The organism is Rubrobacter marinus, assembly GCF_011492965.1.
Lineage (GTDB): Bacteria > Actinomycetota > Rubrobacteria > Rubrobacterales > Rubrobacteraceae > Rubrobacter_F > Rubrobacter_F marinus.
In genome coordinates this window covers 3,851,393-3,870,562 of the sequence record NZ_CP045121.1, presented here as the reverse complement: position 1 = coordinate 3,870,562, position 19,170 = coordinate 3,851,393, and the positions used below count along the sequence as shown (strand labels likewise).

The 19,170-nt window shown below is 71.1% G+C and carries 17 protein-coding genes; 14 read left to right on the top strand and 3 right to left on the bottom strand.

Features of this window, described 5'->3' with window-relative positions; all coding sequences use genetic code 11:
• Nucleotides 1–46 precede the first annotated feature (46 nt).
• Nucleotides 47–1,792 carry an ABC transporter ATP-binding protein gene (locus GBA65_RS19880; RefSeq protein WP_166398025.1) on the bottom strand — a complete coding sequence of 582 codons (1,746 nt, stop codon included), beginning with the start codon at nucleotides 1,790–1,792 and terminating at the stop codon, nucleotides 47–49.
• Complete coding sequence (locus GBA65_RS19875) at nucleotides 1,789–3,546, bottom strand: ABC transporter ATP-binding protein (RefSeq protein WP_166398024.1); 1,758 nt, start codon at nucleotides 3,544–3,546, stop codon at nucleotides 1,789–1,791. The genes GBA65_RS19880 and GBA65_RS19875 overlap by 4 nt, the downstream gene beginning before the upstream one ends.
• A 151-nt stretch (nucleotides 3,547–3,697) precedes the next feature.
• Here GBA65_RS19875 and GBA65_RS19870 point away from each other — a divergent pair, with 151 nt between their 5' ends.
• The 4 genes from GBA65_RS19870 (at nucleotide 3,698) to GBA65_RS19855 (ending at nucleotide 7,701) form a co-directional block, all read left to right on the top strand.
• Nucleotides 3,698–4,603, top strand: a complete 906-nt coding sequence (locus GBA65_RS19870) for an NAD-dependent epimerase/dehydratase family protein (RefSeq protein WP_207955966.1) — start codon at nucleotides 3,698–3,700, stop codon at nucleotides 4,601–4,603.
• A 375-nt stretch (nucleotides 4,604–4,978) separates the two neighbouring features.
• Nucleotides 4,979–5,881 (top strand): DUF2268 domain-containing protein, encoded by a 903-nt coding sequence (locus GBA65_RS19865; protein ID WP_166398023.1) that lies wholly within the window; start codon nucleotides 4,979–4,981, stop codon nucleotides 5,879–5,881.
• An 87-nt stretch (nucleotides 5,882–5,968) separates the two neighbouring features.
• On the top strand, nucleotides 5,969–6,475 hold the full coding sequence (locus tag GBA65_RS19860; protein WP_166398022.1) for a DUF5946 family protein: 507 nt from the start codon (nucleotides 5,969–5,971) through the stop codon (nucleotides 6,473–6,475).
• Between the two features lie 110 nt (nucleotides 6,476–6,585).
• Nucleotides 6,586–7,701 carry a spore photoproduct lyase family protein gene (locus GBA65_RS19855; RefSeq protein WP_166398021.1) on the top strand — a complete coding sequence of 372 codons (1,116 nt, stop codon included), beginning with the start codon at nucleotides 6,586–6,588 and terminating at the stop codon, nucleotides 7,699–7,701.
• A 9-nt stretch (nucleotides 7,702–7,710) separates the two neighbouring features.
• Here GBA65_RS19855 and GBA65_RS19850 read toward each other — a convergent pair whose 3' ends face one another.
• The gene (locus GBA65_RS19850; protein WP_166398020.1) at nucleotides 7,711–9,324 is read right to left on the bottom strand and encodes a type II secretion system F family protein; all 1,614 of its coding nucleotides are present in this window, start codon (nucleotides 9,322–9,324) and stop codon (nucleotides 7,711–7,713) included.
• 82 nt (nucleotides 9,325–9,406) lie between these two features.
• On the opposite strand from GBA65_RS19850, the gene GBA65_RS19845 reads away from it, so the two are divergent.
• The 10 genes from GBA65_RS19845 (at nucleotide 9,407) to GBA65_RS19805 (ending at nucleotide 19,138) form a co-directional block, all read left to right on the top strand.
• Nucleotides 9,407–9,931, top strand: coding sequence for a hypothetical protein (locus GBA65_RS19845; RefSeq protein ID WP_166398019.1), 525 nt, complete (start codon nucleotides 9,407–9,409; stop codon nucleotides 9,929–9,931).
• Between the two features lie 293 nt (nucleotides 9,932–10,224).
• Nucleotides 10,225–11,466 carry an inositol-3-phosphate synthase gene (locus tag GBA65_RS19840; protein ID WP_166398018.1) on the top strand — a complete coding sequence of 414 codons (1,242 nt, stop codon included), beginning with the start codon at nucleotides 10,225–10,227 and terminating at the stop codon, nucleotides 11,464–11,466.
• A 17-nt stretch (nucleotides 11,467–11,483) separates the two neighbouring features.
• Nucleotides 11,484–12,410 (top strand): hypothetical protein, encoded by a 927-nt coding sequence (locus tag GBA65_RS19835; RefSeq protein ID WP_166398017.1) that lies wholly within the window; start codon nucleotides 11,484–11,486, stop codon nucleotides 12,408–12,410.
• 41 nt (nucleotides 12,411–12,451) lie between these two features.
• A complete protein-coding gene (locus tag GBA65_RS19830; protein ID WP_166398016.1) occupies nucleotides 12,452–13,615 on the top strand; it encodes a class I SAM-dependent methyltransferase in 1,164 nt (387 codons plus the stop codon).
• Nucleotides 13,612–14,181 carry a Gfo/Idh/MocA family protein gene (locus GBA65_RS25605; protein WP_207955965.1) on the top strand — a complete coding sequence of 190 codons (570 nt, stop codon included), beginning with the start codon at nucleotides 13,612–13,614 and terminating at the stop codon, nucleotides 14,179–14,181. The genes GBA65_RS19830 and GBA65_RS25605 overlap by 4 nt, the downstream gene beginning before the upstream one ends.
• Nucleotides 14,148–14,639 carry a Gfo/Idh/MocA family protein gene (locus GBA65_RS23720; protein WP_207955964.1) on the top strand — a complete coding sequence of 164 codons (492 nt, stop codon included), beginning with the start codon at nucleotides 14,148–14,150 and terminating at the stop codon, nucleotides 14,637–14,639. Before GBA65_RS25605 ends, GBA65_RS23720 begins: the two co-directional genes overlap by 34 nt.
• A complete protein-coding gene (locus GBA65_RS19820) occupies nucleotides 14,636–15,517 on the top strand; it encodes an MBL fold metallo-hydrolase (RefSeq protein WP_207955963.1) in 882 nt (293 codons plus the stop codon). Before GBA65_RS23720 ends, GBA65_RS19820 begins: the two co-directional genes overlap by 4 nt.
• A 116-nt stretch (nucleotides 15,518–15,633) precedes the next feature.
• Nucleotides 15,634–17,073 carry a YcaO-like family protein gene (locus GBA65_RS19815; RefSeq protein WP_207955962.1) on the top strand — a complete coding sequence of 480 codons (1,440 nt, stop codon included), beginning with the start codon at nucleotides 15,634–15,636 and terminating at the stop codon, nucleotides 17,071–17,073.
• The gene (locus GBA65_RS19810; RefSeq protein WP_166398014.1) at nucleotides 17,070–17,912 is read left to right on the top strand and encodes a sugar phosphate isomerase/epimerase family protein; all 843 of its coding nucleotides are present in this window, start codon (nucleotides 17,070–17,072) and stop codon (nucleotides 17,910–17,912) included. The genes GBA65_RS19815 and GBA65_RS19810 overlap by 4 nt, the downstream gene beginning before the upstream one ends.
• Nucleotides 17,909–19,138 (top strand): glycosyltransferase family 4 protein, encoded by a 1,230-nt coding sequence (locus GBA65_RS19805; RefSeq protein ID WP_166398013.1) that lies wholly within the window; start codon nucleotides 17,909–17,911, stop codon nucleotides 19,136–19,138. Before GBA65_RS19810 ends, GBA65_RS19805 begins: the two co-directional genes overlap by 4 nt.
• Nucleotides 19,139–19,170: the final 32 nt, after the last annotated feature.

The following is a 19,170-nucleotide window of genomic DNA, read 5'->3' as shown; positions in this document are numbered from 1 at the left end:
GCTCCCGCCGTGATCCCGCAACGATCACGGCGGGACGCGCGTCCCTCTAGGCGGCGAACTGCGACTCGTAGAGGCGGCGGTAGGCGGAGGGGCGGGCGAGGAGCTCGTCGTGGGTGCCTTCTTCTATGACGTGGCCCCGGCCGAGGACGAGGATGCGGTCGGCGCGGCGGACGGTCGAGAGGCGGTGCGCGATCACGACGCTCGTCCGGCCCTCAAGCAGGCCGTCGAGGGCCTTCTCTATCCGGGCCTCGGTGGCGAGGTCGACGCTGCTCGTGGCCTCGTCGAGGACGAGCAGCTCGGGGTCGGCGAGGAGGGCGCGGGCGAAGGCTATAAGCTGGCGCTCGCCGACGGAGAGACGGCCGCCGCGCTCCCTTACCTGCGTCTCGTAGCCCTCGGGGAAGCGCCGGATAAAGTCGTCGGCGCCGACGGTCGAGGCCGCGCGGACGATGTCCTCGTGGGTGGCGCCGGGCCTGCCGTAGCGGATGTTCTCCTCTATCGTGCCGGTGAACAGGAACGTGTCCTGGAGGACGACGCCCATGTGCCTGCGCAGGGAGGAGCCTCGAACCTCGCTCAGGTCCTCGCCGTCCACGAGGATCCTGCCCTCCGTCGGGTCGTAGAAGCGGCTGAGGAGCTTGACGATCGTGCTCTTGCCCGCGCCCGTCTCGCCGACGATGGCGAGGGTCTCGCCCGGACGGATGTGGAAGCTGACGTCTTCCATGATCCTGTCCTCGCCGTAGGCGAACGCGACGTGGTCGAACTCCACGTCGCCCCGCAGGGTCTCCAGCTCCCTCTCCGTCGGGCGGTCGGCCCGGTCGGGCTCCGTGTCGAGGACGGCGAAGACCTTCTCGAGGGAGGCCAGCGTGCTCTGGAGGTCGCTGTAGAGCTGGGAGAGCTGCTGGATGGGCTGGAAGAACATGTTCAGGAGCCCGATAAAGGCGACGAGGGCGCCGACCGTCAGCTCGCCGGCGACGACGCGGTAGCCGCCGTAGAGGAGGACGACCGCGAGGCCTATCGAGCCCAGAAGCTCGACGCCGGGGAAGTACAGGGCGCTCTGGAGGGAGGCGCGGGCGTTCGCGCGGCGGTAGTTTAGGTTCCGCTCGTCGAAGCCGGCCCCGCTCGTCCGCTCGCGGGTGAAGGCCTGGACGACGCGCATCCCGGAGACGTTCTCCTGGAGGTGCGAGATCACCTCTGCGACCGCCTCGCGCGCCGCCCGGTACGCCTTCCAGCTCTGCACCCGGAAGACGGCGGTGATCAGGACCATGACGGGGAGGATGGTCGTGGTCGCGAGCGCCAGGCGCCAGTCGACGAAGAAGATGGCGACGAAGACGCCGATGAGCGTCAAACCGTTCTTGACGAGGTTCTGGACGCCGTCGTTGAGGAGGGTGTTGAAGTTCTCGATGTCGTTCGTGAGGCGGGAGATGATCCAGCCGGCCTTCTGCTCGGAGTAGTACTGTAGGCTCAGGGACTGCAGGTGCCCGAAGAGGGCGTTTCTGAGGTCCAGGATCATGTGCTGCCCGACCCACCCCATCCCGAGGGTCTGAACGTACGACAAGACCCAGGTCGCCACGTTGACGAAGACGTACAGCCCGACCATGAGGTAGACCACCGAGAGGTCGCCGGGGACGAGCCCCCCGTCGATGGCGCGACCGATGATCAGGGGCTCCGCGAGGCTCGCCGCCGTCGCGAGCACCGTGACGAGCCCGAGGCCCAGCATCCGCCACTTGTAGGGGGCGGCGAACGTGAAGAGCCTCAGGAGCGGGAAGCCGAGCAGGTAGCCCTTGAAGCGCCTCACGCCGAGACCCTCTCCATCCGGCCCTCTTCGCCGTACATCGCGTGGTAGCGGCCCCGTCTCTCGAGGAGCTCCTCGTGGGTGCCGGCCTCTACGATGCGGCCGTCCTCGAGGACGGCGATCCTGTCGGCGAGCAGGATCGTCGAGAGCCGGTGCGCCACGATAAACGTCGTGCGGCCCCGGGACTCCTCGAGCGTCCCCTGCAGCGCCTCCTGGATGGACTTCTCCGTCTCGGCGTCGACCGAGGAGGTCGCGTCGTCCAGCAGCAGCACCTTCGGGTCCTTGACGAGGGCGCGGGCGATGGCGACGCGCTGCTTCTGGCCGCCGGAGAGGGTGATGCCCCACTCGCCGACCATGGTCTCGTAGCCCTTAGGGAAGGCCCGGATCTGTTCGTGGATGCCCGCGATCCTCGCCGCCCGCTCGATCTCCTCCTGCGTGGCGTCCGGATTGCCGAAGGTGATGTTGTCCCGGACACTCTCCGAGAACAGGAACGTCTCCTGCGGCACCATGCCGACGTTCCGCCGGAGCTCGCCGAGGTCCAGCCTGCGGGCATCCGTCCCGCCGACCCTCACGACGCCCTCCTCGGGGTCGTAGAAGCGCGCTATAAGCGAGAGCAGGGTGGACTTGCCGCTCCCCGTCGCCCCGACGACGGCGATCGCCTCGCCCCCCTCGACCGCGAGGTCCAGGCCCTTCAGGACGGGGTCGCCCTCGTCCGCGTAGGAGAAGGTGACGCCCCTGAGCTCCACACCGGGGGTCTCGGAGGGGAACGGCGCCGGGTCCTCGGGGGAGCGCACGTCGGGCTCGGAGTCCAGGATCTTGAAGACCCGCTCGCACGAGGCCAGCGCCCTCTGGCCCTGGTCGATGACCATCCCGAAGCCCTGCATCGGCCAGACGAGCTGCATGAGGTAGAGCTGGAAGAGCGTGAACTGGCCGATGGTCAGCGACCCCTCGACGACGGCCCGGCCGCCGAAGAGGATCAGGATCGCGATGGAGGTCGCGGGTATAAAGCTCATCCCCGGGATGTAGAAGGCCCGCAAGCCTCTCGCCGCCATCGTCTCGTTGAGGACGCCCTCGGCCCTTCCTCCGAACTGGTCCTTCTCGAAGGGCTCTCGGGAGAAGGACTTGACGACGCGGATGCCGGAGACGTTCTCCTGGACGGACGTCGTCACGTCGGCGAGCTTCTGCTGCACGGAGCGGAAGATCGGGTGTACCTTCGCCGCGAACCGCCAGGCCGCGAACGCGAGCAGCGGCATCGGGCTGAGGACGATGAGCGCCAGGCTCCAGTTGACGTACAACAGCGCCACCGAGACCACGGCGAGCGTGAGCACGCTTATAAAGAGCTGGAACATCCCCCAGCCGACAAAGAAGCGCACCACGCGCAGATCGTTCGTCGCCCTAGAGACCAGCTCCCCGGTCGAGGCCCGATCGTAGAAGCCGTGGTGCAGGGAGAGCATCTTCTCGAAGAGCGCCCTGCGAAGGCGATACTCCACGACGTGCCCGAGGTAGTTTGTCGAGTATCGCCGCCCGAACCCGAACAGGAACCGGAGGACGGAGAGCCCGAGGATCGCGAGGGCCAGCGGCCACAGGAGATCCGGCCTATCCGGACCGTTCGGCGGGAACGCGCGATCTATGGCGTCGCCGACAAACCAGGGGATGGCGATCCCCGCCACCGTCACCCCGAACGCGCAGACGAAGCCGAGCACCAGCAGGTACCGTCGCCCGCCCGTAAACGACATCAGCCTGTAAAAAGTCTTCAAGAAACCGCCGCTTTCGAGAAATACGAAATCCGTTGCACGGAGCGAACCCGTCGGAGACTACCCGACATTGCTACCCCTGACAGTAATTCTATCCTCCATCCCGGATAGGACAACGCGGATAAACTTGCCACGCGAACGGCGAGCAAGGAGGATGATGAAGGTTCTGGTGACGGGGGCGACGGGGTACGTGGGCTCGGCCGTGGTCGACGCCCTCCTCGCGGCGGGCCACGCCGTCTCGGGGCTCGCGCGTTCGGAGGGCTCGGCCCGAGAGCTCGCGGACAGGGGCGTCTCCGTGGTGATGGGGGACGTGACGGACGCCGGAAGCATCGAGGGAGCCGCTCGCGACGCGGAAGCCGTGGTACACGCCGCGACGACGCACGGTCCGGACGCCGAGGCGGCGGACCGGACGGCCGTCGGGGCGATCCTGAGGGCCCTCGAAGGCACGGGCCGGACGTTCGTCTACACGAGCGGGGCCTGGGTGATGGGGGACACGCCGGAGGGGGTGGAGCTCGCCGACGAGGAGACCCCCATAGACCCCACACCGATGCTCGCCTGGCGCCCCCCGGTCGAGCGGGAGGTGCTCGGGGCCCGTTCGCGCGGGGTGCGCGCCTTCGTGGTCCGGCCGGCGCTGGTCTATGGCGCGGGCGGCGGGGTGGTCGACGAGCTCGTCGGGTGGGCGAGGGAGCGGGGCGCCGGCAGGTTCGTGGCGCCGCCGGGGGGCGAGCCCTCCTGGACGCTCGTGCACCGCGACGACCTCGGGGACCTGTACGCGCTGCTGCTCGCCTCGGAGCTCGTGGGCGGGACGCTGCTCGTCGCGGCCGGGGACGGACCGCACGCGGCCCGCGACGTCGCCGCCGCAGCGAGCAGGGCCGCGGGCGCGAGCGACCGTGCCGAGCCCTGGCCCCTCGACGAGGCGCGGGAGGAGCTCGGGGACTACGCCGACGCCCTCGCCCTGGATCAGCGGCTCTCCTCGGAGAGAGCCCGCCGAACCCTGGGTTGGGCGCCCTCGGCCCCCACGGTCTTCGACGAGTTGCGGGACGGTTCGTACGGGCCGTAGCCGCCGCGCTTTCGGCCCGCCGCCCGGGCGTCCCGCTCTTCGCGTCCCCCGTCCATCCGCCGCCGCAGGCCCGGCATCAGCCGCCGGTACGCCTCGCCGTGCGGCGGCCTCTCCTGCCGACCCTTGAGGATGCCGGCAAGCTACCGGTAGCGCTCGGGCCCGGAGCTCACCGTCGCGTCCGAGTAACGGCGGATGGTGTTGACGGGCACGCCGCTCGGGCGCGAGACCCTGCCTATCTCGTACGGCCCGTCTTTTTTCCGTCCATCGCGTCCTCCCGCTTGACTCTCCCGCTACCGGAGACTCTACGATCTCCCCGAAGGGTCGTCCACGGCCAGGATGCGCCGGGCGGACGGCGGAGCGAAGAGGGAGGATGATATGAGGATCGAAGCCATAGACGTGCTCTCGGGCCAGGAGGCCGCGCTGCGGGCGCCGGAAGGGACCCGCGAGGAGGTCTACCGCCAGCGCGTGGACGAGCCCCTGAGGCGGTTCTGGGAGCCCATGATGCGGTATATGCCGGGGGGAGCGGCCGGGGGAGACGACGCGCCTTCCGGCACCGCCCTGCTGGGTTTCTACGGTCCGGGCGGGGACGCCGGGGAGGGGCTCGACGCGCTCGCGAAGCTGCGAGATGCGGGGTCCCCGGGCGCCTGCGTGGCCGCTCTCGAGGAGGCGGCCAGGGCGCTGGCCCCCGAGGAACACGGGGTGTCCGTCGAGAGCGTCGCGTTCTCGCTGGCGCTCGCGGACCCGCGCCTGCGGGACCTTACGGAGCGCAACCGCGGCTACACGGGTTTCGGCGGCATGATGGGCTACGCCGCGGTGCTCGTCTGGCCCGACGGCTACAACCTGCCCCGCCTGCCCTCCATCTCCGTCCACGAGCTGCACCACAACGTCCGCCTCGCCTTCGAGCCCTGGACGCAGGGGACGACGGTCGGCCAGTACGTCGTGCTCGAGGGCCTCGCCGAGGCCTTTGCGGCGGAGGCCGTCGGGGAGGAGCTGCTCGGTCCCTGGCCGAACGCCCTCTCGGAGGGGGAGCTGGAGGAGGCGCGACCGGTGTTCCGCGACGCCCTGGAGGTCTCGGGCTTCGACGAGATCCGCGGTTACGTATTCGGGGACTGGGCGGCGTCGCGGTTCGGCTACGTACCGCGTGGGTTGCCGGACTTCGCCGGCTACGCGATGGGCTACCGGATCGTGCGGGAGTACCTCGACCGGACCGGGAGTACCGCCGCGGAGGCGACGTACGTGCCGTGGCGCGAGATCGTCGACGGGGCACGATACCTGTAGCGCGATGGCCCGCGCGGGGAAAACAAATACCGTCGCAACGGACGTGCCCACGGCTCGTCCGGAGGACATCTAGATGGAGGTGAGAGGTTGAACCGGAACCTGCGGCCGTGCCCGGGGTGCGGCGCCCTCGTGCCCGACATGACGGGGCCGGTCCACCGCTACATCGGGGCCTCGCCGGGCTGCTGGGCCGCTTTCGGGGAGGTCTCGGGGAAGGAGTACGGCGACTTCCGGTACGCTCGCGTTCACGGGCTGACGGTGGACGCGTACTGCGCCCAGCACCCCGGGGAGCCGTCGCCGCAGGCGATCCGCTCCGTCGCCGTACACCTCGTCGGCCTCTCCCTCCAGATGGAGCGTGACTTGAGCCCCGAGGAGCTCTACGCCGTCCATAAGCGGGTGTCCTCTCTCGCGAAGGAGGGGGAGATGGGCGTCTTCTGGCTGGACCCCCCGGACCTCCCCGGCGGACCGACGATCCTCTACGTCCTCGGCGCCGACGGCCCCGAGGAGCACGCCGAGCGCGTGCGCGAGTGGGCGAGGGCCGTGTGGGAAGCATGGTCGCCCTACCACGAGACCGTGCGCCGCTGGGCGGAGTTATGATCTCGTCAGGAAGGCGCCGGGGCCGCAATCCCCGATAAACGCGAGCGAAACGCCCGGGTTCCGTGTCGCGTATCACGGTCGCTCGCGGCCCCGTAGCTTAGACTGCAAGCATGGAAGAGAGAGCAGCGTTGCGGCAGCCCGTGCCCGGAGACCGTGCCACGGTCGCGGGAGGTTTGCTCAGGATCGAGAAGATCTACCACGAGCCGGACGTCGCCGCCTACGAGCGGGGGTGTGAGATCCTGGCGCGCTTCCCCGACGCCGAGCGCGTCGAGGTGCCGTCCCACTGGAACATCCCCGAGCTTCACGGGGACGAGGGCGGCGTGGGGGAGTGGAACAGGACGAAGAAGACCGTCCTAGTGCTCGGGGCGAAGAAGGGCCTCCAGGTTCGGCCGTTCTACCGAAGCTGCGACTTTATCGCCCCCTCCCAGGCCAACGGCTGCGCGATGGCGTGCTCGTACTGCTACGTGGCGCGGCGCAAGGGCTACGCCAACCCCATCACCGCCTTCGTGAACATCGGGGGGATCATGGGCGCCGTGGAGCGCCACGCCTCCAAGCAGGGGATGAAGCTCGAGGGGACGCAGGCGGACGAGAGCCTCTGGGTCTACGAGCTCGGGACGAACTCCGACCTCTCCGTGGACGCCGCCGTGAGCGACAACGTCCGCGACCTCGTCGGGCTCTTCCGCGAGCTGCCGAACGCCAAGGCGACGTTCGCGACGAAGTTCGTCAACCGCGAGATGCTCGACTACGACCCGCGAGGGGGGACCCGGCTCCGCTTCTCCCTCATGCCGCCGGAGACCTCCAAGCTCGTGGACGTCAGGACCTCGCCGGTGGAGGAGCGCATCCGGTCGATAAACGACTTCGTCGAGGCGGGCTACGAGGTCAACGTGAACTTCGGGCCGGTGATCGTGAAGGACGGCTGGCGGGAGGACTACGCCGGGCTGTTCTCGATGCTGGACGACTGGCTCTCGCCCGCGGCGAAGGCGCAGCTCGCGGCCGAGGTCATCTTTCTGACCCACACCCGCGAGCTCCACGAGGTGAACCTGAAGTGGCACCCGAAGGGCGAGGAGCTTCTGTGGCGCCCGGACCTCCAGGAGTTCAAGACGTCGCAGGCCAGCGGCGACAAGGTGCTCCGCTACGAGCGGAACGCCAAGCGCGCCCTCGTGGCCGAGTTCCGGGAGACCCTCGCCGAGCGCCTGCCCTACTGCCGGGTCCGGTACGCCTTCTAGGAGAAGGCCCTACGGGGCGGTCGCCTCGCCCTCGGGCGGGGCCGCCGGGTTCTCGGTCTCCAGGCGGTCGGCGGCCTCGCGCAGAAGCTGGATCAGCTCCTCGTCGCTCAGGTCGTCCGGGGAGATCTCGCCCTCCGGAGCCCCTTCTCCGGGGGCGGGCGGGGCGGGCGGCTGCTCCCCGGGCGCCGCGCCGGAGGCGTCCTGCGGGGTCGCGCCGGGGACGTCCTCGCCGCGGGCGAAGGCCAGGACCTCCTCGTAGGAGCGCAGGCCGGTCACGGCGCCGTCGCGCGAGTCGACGAAGGCGGTCAGGTTGATGCCGGGGCTGTCGCGGGTGGTCACGGAGAGCATCCAGTACAGGACGTTCTCGTCGCCCTCGGGGCGGACCACGGGGCGGGGCTCAAGGGAGACGACGTTGCCGGTCTCGCCGGCCGGTCCGCTCCGGATCCACTGGAAGTCCGGGTACGCGTTGGTGACGAACCCGAAGGAGCGGTTGGGGCCGAGCAGGGCGGAGTCCAGGGGGCGCTTGTGGACGCTGTACTCCCCCGTGTGCGCGTCTGTGTAGAGCATCGTGTAGGTCGCGTTCGACGGGCCGTAGGGCTCCAGCGCCGTAAACCAGACCGGGCCCTCGCCGCCGGGGAGGAGGTAGGGCATCTCGTTGTCGGTGTTGTCTACGTCCGGGATCTGGGGGACGTCGCGGCGCGTCACCCAGGCGTTCCAGATGCCGTTCTGGTAGGCCAGGGACTCGGCGGCGCGGCGCGCGAGCTCGCCGGGGTAGAGACGCTCGTTCTGGAAGCGCTCGTCGGCGATGATCTCCTCGCGCGTCAGGTCTTCTATCTCGCCGTCGGGGTGCACGACGAAGGTCCCGGCCCAGTAGGGGATGGTCACCGGGAACGAGAGGCGGTACTTGAGGTAGGGGACGAGCATGAGGGTCTCGTCGCCGTCCACGGAGTAGTACGGGTCGGTCAGGGTGACCCAGAAGCGCTCCTGTATGAGCTTCCAGTTGACGTTGTCCGTCAGGGACATGCCCTCGCCGTAGCGGAACGGCTCGCGCAGGGTCTCGACCTCGCCCTGCCCGTTCACCACCGAGACGCCCTGCTGCTGGTACGTGAAGACGTTGAAGCCGCCGTTCGGCACGCGCGGGGCGACGTAGCCCAGGGGCTCGCCCGGCTCCCTCTCCAGCGGCTCGAAGTCTCCGAGGGCCACGCGGGGCTCGTTCGCGCGGTTCTGGGCGGCGCGGGCCGCGACCTCCAGGGGCAGGAAGCGGACGCCCTCGGTCTCGGGGATCTCCTCCAGGGCCTCGGCCTCCAGGGAGTCGTAGAAGCGCACCTGCTCGAGCGCGCCACCGAAGATCAGGAAAAAGAACAGGAGCGCGATCCAGGCCCCCGTCGCCACCAGCGCGGGCCTGCGGTAGCCGCGGCCGAACAGGAAGACGACGAGGATGATCCCGAGCAGGACGAGGATCCAGAAAGAGAAGTTCGCGTAGAAGCCTATAAGCAGCCCGTGGAAGACGGGGGCGGCGAACCAGAACCCGACCGCCAGGATGATGCCGACCAACACGGCGGCGGGCAGCAGGTTGGCCTTGAGCCAGCCTCTCAGCCTCTCGAGGTAATACTCCGGCCCCACCTTGACTCTCCTTCTAACCCACGGTGCCCTTGCGCCCTGATCGTACACCAGGAGAAGCGCGACGGGGGTGGATGCGTGTACAGTGGCACCCATGAGAGTGCTGCCGGAGAGAGGACCGGAGGGCTTCCCCGTCCCGTACGGGGCGCCGGAGGGGTTCGTCGAGCACCCCCACGAGCGGACGTTCGCGGTCCCGTTCCCGATCGGGCGGGTGTGGGCCTGGATCAACGACCCGGCGACGTTCACGGAGGGGCAAGTCTGGCCCTACCGGGTCGAGTTCGTCGAGGGCGGCTTCGAGCCGGGGGTCCTCAACGTCCACCACGGGCCGTTCCTGAACGCGGCCGGCGTGATCGGGGAGGTTAGGGACCCGTCGCCCGGCGCCCCCGCCTACCGCGACCTCAAGTACTTCTACGGCTCCTACGCCCTGAGCCCGAGGCTCGTCCGCCCGACGCGGCTGCGGTTCTGGGCCGAGCCCGTCGCCTCGGGGGGCACGCGCGTCTCCCTGCGGCTGGACGCCCTCGTGCGGCGCCCCTTCGTCCCGGTCTGGGAGCTCTCGCAGAAGATCTTCTGGTCCCGCTTCCCCGTGTGGATGGGGAAGGAGCTCTCGTAGCCCGGTAGGGGAGAGCGCCGCAACGCCGCCCGAGTAAGACAAGACACCTTCTCCCGGAGTTTGCTCGATATCCTGTTCGGGAAGTTGTAGGTCTCGACGTCCACCCATCGGAGCGCCCTTGCGGGCGGGATCCCGAGGGGACGTCGACGGTTCGGGGTGCGGGCCCGGCGAGCGAGCTCCGCGCCGGTCTCGAGAGCACAGAATCAGGGGGATACATGGAACGGCACGGGACGGGCTCTAATGGGTCGCGGGAGAACGGGCACGAGGGACGGCCCGCAGGGCGCAGGATCGGCATGGCGATCGTGGGCCTCGGCGGCGCGGTGGCGACCACGGCCGTCGCGGGCGTCGAGCTGATGAAGCGCGGCCTGATCGAGAAGGACGGCCTGCCGCTGGCAGCGCTCGACGACGCGCTGGTCGGGGACCTCGCGCCCTACGAGGGGATCGTCTTCGGCGGCTGGGACCTCTCCGGCGACGACCTCGCGAGCGCCGCGTCCGGTCACGGCGTCCTGGACGGGGGGCGGCTCGAGGCGGCCAAGCCCGCGCTCGCGGCGATACGGCCCTGGCCCGCGTTCGGCAACGAGGAGTTCTGCCGCAAGGTCTCCGGCGACAACGTCGTCGCCGTCTCGGGCAACGCCGAGGCGGTGGAGGAGATCCGCAAGGACCTGCGGCGCTTCGAGGAGGAGAACGACCTCGACTCGGTGGTCCTCGTCAACCTCGCCTCGACCGAGCGGCGCACGGACCCCACCCTCCCCGTCTTCGCCACCCCGGAGGCCTTCGAGGAGGGGATAAAGGCCGACGATCCCGCGGTCGGGCCGGCGATGCTCTACGCCTACGCCGCGATCCTGGAGGGCGTCCCCTACGTGAACTTCACCCCGAGCGTCGGGGCCGACGTCCCGGCGCTCGTGAAGCTCGCCGAAGAGAAGGGCGTCCCCGTGGCCGGCAAGGACGGCAAGACGGGACAGACCATGCTCAAGACGGCGCTGGCCCCCGCTCTCAAGACGCGGGCGCTTACCGTCGACGGCTGGTACTCGGCGAACATCCTCGGCAACCGCGACGGGCAGGCGCTCGACGATCCGGACTCGCTCGCCTCCAAGGTCGAGACGAAGGGGTCGGTCCTCGACCAGATCCTCGGCTACGAGGTCCCGAACCACGTCGTCAGGATCGACTACTACCCGCCGCGTGGGGACAACAAGGAGGCCTGGGACAACATAGACCTCGTCGGCTTCATGGGCGCGCGCATGCAGCTCAAGGTCAACTTCCTGTGCGGCGACTCGATCCTGGCCGCACCCCTGGCGATAGAGCTGGCCCGCCTCTCCGACCTCGCGAAGCGCCGCGGGTTCGGCGGCGTCCAGGAGCACCTCGGCCTGTTCTTCAAGGCCCCGATGACGGCGGACCGCGCCACCGTGCCCGAGCACGCCCTCCACAAGCAGGAGGAGGCCCTCCTCCGCTGGCTCTCCGGCGGGGAGAGCACGAACGGAGCCTCGAAGAACGGCAGCCGGGACGCGTCCGGCGCCGAGACCCCCAGGGGCCGGTGAGGGCTACCGGAGACGGCGTGGCACCCCGGCGGGAGAGCACGACGGTAGCACCCCTCGTGCCGCTCCTCGCCGAGATGGGGGACCTGAAACGCCTCCGTGCCGCCGACGGCGAGGGCTCCCTCGCCGAGCGGGCCTTCCGCCGCGCCTGGGGGGCCATGATCGCGGGCGAGCCCGCCCGTGAGGTCGCCCTGCGGGAGACGGCCGCCGCGGTGGCCGCCGCGCGGCTCGGCGGCATCGACGCGCGGACACTCCGCCGCTCGGGGCTCGACGACGAGCGGGCCGTGAGCATCCTCCGCCGGAGCTACGACTCCGTGGCCGGCGCCCTGCCCGAGCCGCTCGGGGCCGACCTCCGGGAAGGGTTGGGTCTCCCGAGGGGATCGAGCGAAGCAGAAGATTCCGCGGGGCTACCGTCGTTCGTCGGGGCCCTGGCGCGTCAGCCTCGGGCGGGGGCGACGGCCCCAGGGAAGCCGAGGATCATGCTGGAGCCCCCCGAGAGCCACGCGGAGCACTGCGTGACCGTCGCCTTTTACGGGGTGCTGCTCTCCGGCCACTTCGGGGCGGAACCGGCGGAGGTCTTCCTCGCGGGGCTCGCGCACCACTTCCACAACGCCGTCCTCCCCGACGCCGGGTTCGCCGGGGAGGAGCTGCTCGGCGAAGAGCTCGAACCCATCTTCGAGAGGTTGAACGACGAGGCGATCTCGGAGCTGCCGGAGGGCGTGGCGGACGAGGTCCGCCACGCCCTGGAGCTCGTCGGGCACGCCGGGAGCCCGGGGGCGCGGGCCTTCAACGCGGCGGACGTCATCGACCGGGTGCTCCAGATGCACCACTACGCCCGGGCCGCGGCCTTTACGGTCGACCAGGCCCTCGACGACCTCGACCTCGTACACGAGGGCCCCCTCAAGGGCTTTCACGAGGAGGTCCTGCGGGAGGCCGGTCTCCGCTGAAGGCCCGCGCCGCCACCCCGGTCTCCTGGCCCGCCGGCGCCTTGCGTAGCCCCGGCAACGGCCGGCCGCTGACCCCCGCCGGCCCCGCCACCCTGACGGACGGCGAGAGGCTTTGGCCCGTCGTCGGGGGGATCCCTTACCTCAGGGCCGGCCGCGACGAGCTGGTGGGGTTCGCCTGCCGGGCGCTCGAGAGGGGGGACGAGCGGGCGGCCCTCGTGGAGCTGCTGCGCGACCAGGACGATTGGGCCCCGGACCCGCCGCCCGGACGGGCCGCCGTCGAGGCCCTGGTGGACGGGGAGCCGGGCCTCCGCGAGGCGATGGACGGGCTCGGCTTCGGGCCCGTCGGCGACTACTTCACCTACCGTCTCTCCGACCCCACGTACCTCGCGGGGCTCGCCCTGATCCAGGCTCACTGGAACGCCCCCCAAAGCTCCTTCGAGCTGGCCTGCGGCATCGGGCACTACAGCCGGGACCTCTCGCGCCGGGGCGTGGCGACGGCGGGCGGCGACGTGGTCTTCGCCAAGCTCTGGCTCGCGCGCCGCTACGTCGCGCCCGCCACCCGGTTCGTCTGCTTCGACGCGGCGTACCCGTTCCCGGTCGCGAGCGCCTCGGCCGACCTCGCCCTCTGCCAGGACGCCTTCTACTTTCTGCCCGAGAAGGCCCACGTGGCCGAAGAGCTCCTCCGCGTCTCGGAGGGCGGTACCGTCGCCATCGGCCACGCCCACAACGCCGCCGCCGAGAACCACTCCTCGGGGGCGCCGCTGACGGTCGAGGGCTACGCCGCCCTCCTGCCGGACCCGCTCCTGTACGACGACGCCGAGCTCACGCAGGCGTTCGTCTCCGGGGAGCCGCTCGTGCCGCGCCCCGCCGGCGAGCTCGGCGGGAGCGAGGCCGTCTGCCTGGTCTCGGGCGCGCACGGGAGCGCCGACGGGCCGGATCTCACGCTGCCGCCGCCGGGGACGCCGCTGCTCCCGAACCCCCTGTACGAGGTCTCCGGGGAGGACCCGGTCGCCATGCGTCTGGAGTGGCCGTCGCCGCGCTACGAGGACGAGTACGCCCCCCGCTCGGGCTACCTGCCCGAGGGGCTGGAGGTCTCGCGCGCCGTCCTGGACCGCGCCGCCCGCGGAGCCGTGGGCGCGGACCCCGAGGTGGACCGCCTCGCCAGAGTCCGGGTCCTCCTCGATCTTCCGGGGCGCGCGAGATGAGCGGCAGGGTGCGCTGGGGGGTCGCGGGCTGCGGGTGGGTCGCGCGCGACTACGTGATCCCCGCGCTCCTGGGGGCGGAGAACTGCGAGGTCGTCGCCCTGCTCGACCCCGACCCCGCCGCGCTCGCGGGGGCGGGCCGGAGCCTCGACGCCGTCCGGTACGGGGACACGGAGGCCTTCTTCGCCGCGCCCGAGGTGGACGCCGTCTACGTCGCCACCCCGAACCACCTTCACGCGCCCCTGGTCGAGGCCGCCGCCGCGGCCGGAAAGAGCGTCATGTGCGAGAAGCCGGTGGCGCCGACGCTCGCGGAGGCGCGGCGGATGGTGGCGGCGTGCGAGGCGGCGGGGGTGAGCTACGCGACGGCCTTCGATCAGCGCTACCACGCGGCGCACCGGCGGCTGAGGGGGCTGGTGGAGGAGGGGGCGCTGGGGACGGTCTGCTCCGCGCGGGTACATTACGCCTGCTGGCTCCCGCCGGGCTGGGCGGAGGACAACTGGCGGGTGGACCCGGCGCGGGCCGGGGCGGGGCGTTCGTGGACCTCGCGCCGCACGGGCTCGACCTCGTGAGCTACCTGCTGGGGGAGCCCATCGTCGAGGTCTCTTGCCTCTCGCAGCGGCGCGTCTTCGATTACTCCGTCGAGGACGGGGCCGCGCTCGTCGGGCGGACGGCCGGAGGGGTGCTCGTGATACAGCACGTCTCCTACAACACGCCGGACGCCTACCCCCGCCGCACCCTGGAGATCATAGGAACGGAGGCGATGGTGATCGCGACGAACACGATGGGCCAGACCCCCGGCGGCAAGCTGGAGATCGTGAACCCCAAGGACGGCAAGAGGAGCACGCTCGAGATCCCGGCCGGGGAGGATCGCTCGCCGTTTCTCGCCCAGGTCGAGGCGTACGCCGCCTCCCTGCTCGGCGGGGAGCCCTTCCCGTTCTCTCCGGAGCACGACCTGCACACGATGCGCCTCATGGAGACCGCCATGCAGAGCTCCGGCGAATCCGTTCCGAAGGAGACGGTCCGATGAGGAGCCACGCGGGTACCCCGCACGGCTCGCGCATCCCGGAGGAGTGGCCGCGCGAGGCCGAGCTGCCCGCGTTCGTGTGCACGAACTGCGGCTTCTGGCAGAAGTATTTCGAGACGCCCTCCTCGTGCCCGATCTGCACGGACTACCGCCACGTCCTGCCCGCGGACGGCTGGAGCTTTCTGGGGCTGGAAGGGGCCCGGGAGCGTGGGCGGTGCCTCGTCGAGGAGGTCGAGCCCGGGGTGTGGTGCTACAGGGCGGAGAAGCCCCTCGGGATCGCGTCCTTGGGGTACGTCGTCGTGCGTCCCGGGGGGAACATCGGCTTCGAGGGGACGGGCTGGTACGACGAGGAGGCGCTGGAGCACATAGAGTCCATCGGCGGCATAAGCTACCTCTCCGCCTCGCACCCGCACTGTTACGGGGCGTTGTGGCAGCTCCGGGAGAGGTTCGAGCCGGAGGTGATCCTCCAGTCCGAGGACCTGCCCTGGGCGACGGCCTTCCCGCCGACGTGGACGTTCGACGAGGGGCTAAAGCTCGGCGACGACGCCGAGCTTCTGCGCACGGGCGGGCACTTCGCCGGGCACACGATGCTCTACCTCCCGGAGCGCAAGATACTCTTCGTCGGCGACGCGTTGAAGTTCGAGATCGACCCCACCGACGGGCGCCGCGCGACCGGGGTCTCGACGCACAAGGCGTTCGTCCGCCGCATCCCGCTCACCCCGCGGGAGGTCGGGCGCTACCGGGAGGTCTTCGCCGCCCTCGACTTCGAGCAGGCCTGGACCCCTTTCGATCAGTGCCGCAACGTGGGGCGCGAGGAGGTCCTCGCCTTCCTCGACTCCCAGCTGCGCGGACGCCCCTTCGTGGACGCGGTGCCGCTGTGAGCCGGGGGCCGCCGAATAAACCTCAACCACCGAGACCATGCGGGAGCCGATGCCGTTATGAGAGAGACCGAACCGCGCGCCGTGACCTCCTACCGCGAGAGCCTGCCCCGGGGACGGTGGTCGACTTCGCCTACGAGGGCCTCGACCGCCTGGGCATCCCCGCCTACTCGGCGGCCTTCTGGCCGGAGGAGGGGGAGCCCGTGAACGGCGCGGGCTACGGCACGACGACGGGCGAGGCCGCCATCGGGGCGTTCGGCGAGCTCGTGGAGGATACGTTCTGCGGCGCGTCCCTGGCCCGGCTCCCCCGCGTCCGGGGCTCCTATAAGGTTCTCGTCTCCGAGCGCGGCGAGGCCGGCGTCCTCGACCCCGTCGCCGCCTGCCTCGAGGCCGGCAGCCCCTACGACCACTCGCGGGAGCTCAGCTGGGTCGAGGCCCGGCGCTACCCGTCGGGCGAGGCCGTGCTCGTGCCGGTCGAGCTCGTGGCGTCGCACTTCGGGGACTTGGCCCCCGAGGAGCGGGGGAGGGGCGCGCTCTTTACGCCCATAACCAACGGCCTCGGCGCCGGGCCGAGCCTCGCCCACGCCCTCTCGCACGGCCTGCTGGAGCTTATTCAGCGCGACGGCAACAGCGTGAGCTACCGTGCCATGGACCGAGGGGTGGCGCTGGACCTCGACGAGATCTCCGACCCGGGGACCCGGGCCCTGCTCGAGGGCCTCGACGCGGCCGGGATAAACGTCGTCCCCAAGCTCGCCGCCACGGACTTCGGCACGACGAACCTCTACGTCGTCGGGCACGACCGCGACCCCGAGGACGCCCCGCACCCGATCATGCTGAGCGCCTGCGGCGAGGCGGCCCACCCCGATCGCGAGCGCGCGCTCCGCAAGGCGACCCTGGAGTTTGTCGCCGCCCGCTCCCGCAAGCTCTTCCACCACGGCCCGTTCGAGGCGATAGAGCCGGTGGTCCCGCCGGGCTACCTCGACCACTTCCGCGACCGCCCGCTCGCGAGCGAGGAGGATCGCTCCCTGAGCGCCTGGCTCGACTGGCTCTCCCTCTCCCACGGGGAGATGATGGAGATGCTCGCCGAGCCCGTGCTCTCCGTCCGCTCTCGCAGGGCGTTCTCGAGCCTGCCGCACACCGAGCTCGACGGGGACGACCGGGAGGGGCTCCTCGAGTTCGTGGCGGGCAACCTCCGCGAGGCCGGCCTCGACGTCCTCTACGTCGACCTCTCGCCTCCGGACGGAAGCACGCGGGTGGTCCACGCCATCGTCCCCGGCCTCGAGGTCGAGACGATGAGCTACGGGCGCATCGGGCCGCGCAACCTCAGGCGCCTCCTCGAGCGCGGCAGCGACCTCGTCGGCCTCGGGGAGCCGCCCGAGGGCCGCCCCGAGGCCCGGCGCATCCTGCTCACCGAGGCCGCCGCGCAGGAGTTCGGCGGGCCGGCCTGGCTGGACTACGCCGCGGTCGAGCGCACCGTCGGCCGCCTCTACCCCCTCTACCGCGAGCCCGGCCGCCACGTCGCGGCCCTCGCCCTCGAACGGGGGGCGAGCGCGAGGTGAACCTACGCTTCGCCTACAACACCAACGGCGCCGCGAACCACCGCCTCGACGACGCCCTCGCGCTCATCGCGGAGGCCGGCTACGACGGCGTCGCCCTCACCCTCGACCACCACCACCTCGACCCCTACGCCCCGGACCTCTCAGGCCGCGCCGGAGCGCTCGCGCGCAGGCTAGGGGAGCTGGGGCTCGGCGCCGTCATCGAGACGGGTGCTCGCTACCTTCTCGACCCGCGCCACAAGCACGAGCCGACCCTCGTGAGCCCCGAACGAACGGGCCGCGAGAGGCGCCTCGACTTCTTGTACCGCTGCATCGAGGTCGCGGAGATCCTTGAGGCCGAGGCCGTCTCTTTCTGGGCCGGGGTGCCGAGGGAGGGCGTCGACCTCGACGAGGCGCGCCGCTGGCTGCTCGAAGGGGTCACGAAGGTCGCGGAGAGGGCGGAGGACCGGGGCGTCGTCGCCGCGCTCGAGCCCGAGCCCGGGATGCTCGTCGAGACGCTCGACGACTACGCCGCGGTGGCGCGGGAGGTGCCGGGGCTGAAGCTCGCGCTCGACACGGGGCACTGCCTCGTCACCGGGGAGAGGGACCCGGCGGGGGCCGTCCGCGAGTTCGCGGGCGAGATCGGCACCGTCTCGATCGAGGACATGCGCCGGGGCGTACACGAGCACCTGCCCTTCGGCGAGGGGGAGATGGACGTCGAGTCCGTCGTGTCGGCGCTGGAGGAGACCGGCTTCGGCGGCCTGGTCTGCGTCGAGCTCAGTCGCGAGTCCCCCCGGGCGCACGCGGCCATCCCCGAGGCCATCGCCTATCTCAGAGAGACCGAGAGGGAGGTTGCGTCTTGAGGATCTGCTTCGTCTCCCGGCGGTTCTTCCCGGCGATCTCGGGGATGAGCGTCTACGCCGCGAACCTGCTTCGCGAGCTCGTCCGCATGGGCCACGACGTCACCATGGTCTCCCAGTACCGCGGCGACGAGCTCGGCACGCGCATCTACGGCGGGGGCCCGCCGCCGCCCGTCCCCGGCGTGCGCGTCGTCGGGCTCGAGGCCCTCGGCGAGCAGTGCGGCGGGGACTTCGAGGAGGACGTAGCGACGATGGTGGAGACGATCGTCGCCGAGCACGGCGAGAGCCCGTTCGACGTCATCCACGCGCAGTACGGCTACCCCACGGGCCTCGCCGCCCTGGAGGCCGGCCGCAAGCTCGGGGTCCCGAACCTCGTCTCCATCCAGGGCGGGGACGGGCACTGGGTCGGGGGCTGCTGCGCCACCCACAAGAGGGCGATGCTCGCCGTCCTCGGCCACGCGGGAGCCCTGCTCATCCCGACGCGCTCCTTCGCGGACGAGGTCACAGAGAAACACGGCACCCCCACCGAACGCTTCACCATCATCCCCAACGCGGTCGACACGGCGCGCTTCGCGCCGGTCGAGGGGAGGAAGCTCGGCGAGGTGGGCGACGGGCCGACCCTCCTCTACCACGGCCGCGTCGACCGCCGCAAGGGCGCCCTCGTCCTCCTCGACGCCTTCGCCGACCTCGCCCGGGAGCGCCCCAGGGTGCGGCTCGCCGTCTCCGGCATCGGCCCGGACTCGGACGCCGTGGCGGGCCGCGTCCGCGAGCTCGGCCTCGAAGACCGCATCGACCTCCTCGGCTACGCCTCCTACGACGAGGTCCCCGCCGTGTACCGCGGGGGCGACGTCTTCGTCTCCCCGACCTTCGCCGAGGGCTTCTCGAACACCATCCTCGAGGCGATGGCCGTGGGCCTCCCCATAGTCTCCACCCGCGCCGTCGGCGTCGTGGACTGCCTCCGCCACGGGGAGAACGCCCTGCTCGCCGAGCCCGGCAGCGCCGGGAGCCTCGCCTCGGAGCTTCGCCGCATGCTCGACGAGGCGCCGCTGCGCGCCCGCCTCACGGAGCAGGCGCTGCACGAGGTCCGCACGCTCTACTCCTGGCCCAGCGTCGCCGCGGAGATCGTCGGCGTCTACCAGAACCTCCTGGGGACGCACCCGGACACGGACTGGTCAGCCGACGGCCCGATCGACCCCTGCCGCTTCCGCGAGACCCCGCACCTGCTGTGAGCGTCCGCCGCCCCGCGGGCTCGACGGGCTGA

What these genes read in the sequence shown, in the direction of transcription:
- GBA65_RS19870 (WP_207955966.1), top strand. Translation starts at nt 3,698, where the DNA reads ATGATGAAGGTTCTGGTGACGGGGGCGACGGGGTACGTGGGCTCGGCC.
- GBA65_RS19865 (WP_166398023.1), top strand. Translation starts at nt 4,979, where the DNA reads ATGAGGATCGAAGCCATAGACGTGCTCTCGGGCCAGGAGGCCGCGCTG.
- GBA65_RS19855 (WP_166398021.1), top strand. Translation starts at nt 6,586, where the DNA reads ATGGAAGAGAGAGCAGCGTTGCGGCAGCCCGTGCCCGGAGACCGTGCC.
- GBA65_RS19840 (WP_166398018.1), top strand. Translation starts at nt 10,225, where the DNA reads ATGGCGATCGTGGGCCTCGGCGGCGCGGTGGCGACCACGGCCGTCGCG.
- GBA65_RS25605 (WP_207955965.1), top strand. Translation starts at nt 13,612, where the DNA reads ATGAGCGGCAGGGTGCGCTGGGGGGTCGCGGGCTGCGGGTGGGTCGCG.
- GBA65_RS19820 (WP_207955963.1), top strand. Translation starts at nt 14,636, where the DNA reads ATGAGGAGCCACGCGGGTACCCCGCACGGCTCGCGCATCCCGGAGGAG.